Origin of the sequence: Pseudarthrobacter sp. CCNWLW207, assembly GCF_037203945.1 — a bacterium.
Classification (GTDB): Bacteria; Actinomycetota; Actinomycetes; order Actinomycetales; family Micrococcaceae; genus Arthrobacter.
Genome location: NZ_JBBCBS010000033.1, coordinates 1 through 1,459 on the forward strand (window position 1 = coordinate 1; position 1,459 = coordinate 1,459).

Consider the following 1,459-nt stretch of genomic DNA (forward strand, 5'->3'; position numbering starts at 1 on the left):
TCGACGGCGGGCATGCGCATGCCAGTGAGTCGGCGTTGCATGCGGAGGATAAGGGTTATCACAAGAACCTCAAGCCCCGGCAGATCCAGATGATCGCGATTGGCGGTGCGATCGGGACCGGGTTGTTCCTTGGTGCGGGCGGCCGGTTGAATGCCGCGGGCCCGTCGCTGGTCATTGCTTACGCGGTGTGCGGGTTCTTCGCGTTCCTGATCCTGCGGGCGTTGGGCGAACTGGTCCTGCACCGGCCTTCCTCGGGCTCGTTCGTGTCCTACGCGAGGGAGTTCTTCGGTGAGAAGGCCGCGTTCGTTTCGGGCTGGTTCTACTGGATCAACTGGGCCACGACCACCATCGTGGACATCACCGCCGCGGCCCTGTACATGAACTTCTTCGGCCACTACATCCCGTGGATGGCGGCCGTCCCGCAGTGGGCCTGGGCGCTGATCGCCCTGGTCGTGGTCCTGGCCCTGAACCTGGTCTCGGTCAAGGTCTTTGGCGAGATGGAATTCTGGTTCGCCCTGATCAAGGTCGCGGCCCTGGTCATCTTCCTGGTCGTGGGCACCTACTTCGTCATCTTCGGCACCCCCGTGGACGGCCAGCAGGTGGGCCTGAGCCTGCTCTCCGATAACGGCGGGATCTTCCCCAACGGCCTGCTGCCCATGATCATCCTGATGCAGGGCGTCCTGTTCGCCTACGCCTCGATCGAACTGGTCGGCACCGCCGCCGGCGAGACCGAAAACCCGGAAAAGATCATGCCCAAGGCCATCAACTCCGTGGTCTTCCGCATCGCCGTGTTCTACGTCGGCTCCGTGATCCTGCTGGCCCTGCTGCTGCCCTACACCTCCTACGAAAAGGGCGTCAGCCCGTTCGTGACGTTCTTCGGCTCCATCGGCATCCAGGGCGTGGACGTCATCATGAACCTCGTGGTCCTCACCGCCGCCCTGTCCTCCCTGAACGCCGGCCTGTACTCCACCGGCCGGATCCTGCGCTCCATGTCCGTGAACGGCTCCGCCCCCAAGTTCGCCTCCCGGATGAACAAAGCAGGCGTCCCCTACGGCGGGATCGCCATCACCGCCGGGGTGTCCCTCCTCGGAGTCCCGCTGAACTACCTCGTCCCGGCCCAGGCCTTCGAAATCGTCCTCAACGTCGCCTCCGTAGGCATCATCATGACCTGGGCCACCATCGTCCTGTGCCAGATCCAGCTCAAACGCTGGGCCGACAAAGGCTGGCTGACCCGCCCCTCCTTCCGGATGTTCGGCGCCCCCTACACCGGCTACCTCTCCCTGCTCTTCCTCATCAGCGTCCTGATCATGGTCTTCATCGACTCACCCCTGACCATGCTCGTCACCGCCATCGCCTCCGCCCTCATGGTCGCCGGCTGGTACGCCTGCCGCAACCGCATCCGCGAAATCGCCGAAACCCGCGACGGCTTCACCGGCACCGCCCCCGTCATCGCCAACCC

The 1,459-nt window shown here is 64.6% G+C and carries 1 protein-coding gene; it reads left to right on the forward strand.

The features are described from left to right. Positions 1–1,459: amino acid permease (locus tag V9L17_RS21205; RefSeq protein ID WP_337352795.1), on the forward strand; the 1,459-nt coding region annotated here is incomplete at both ends.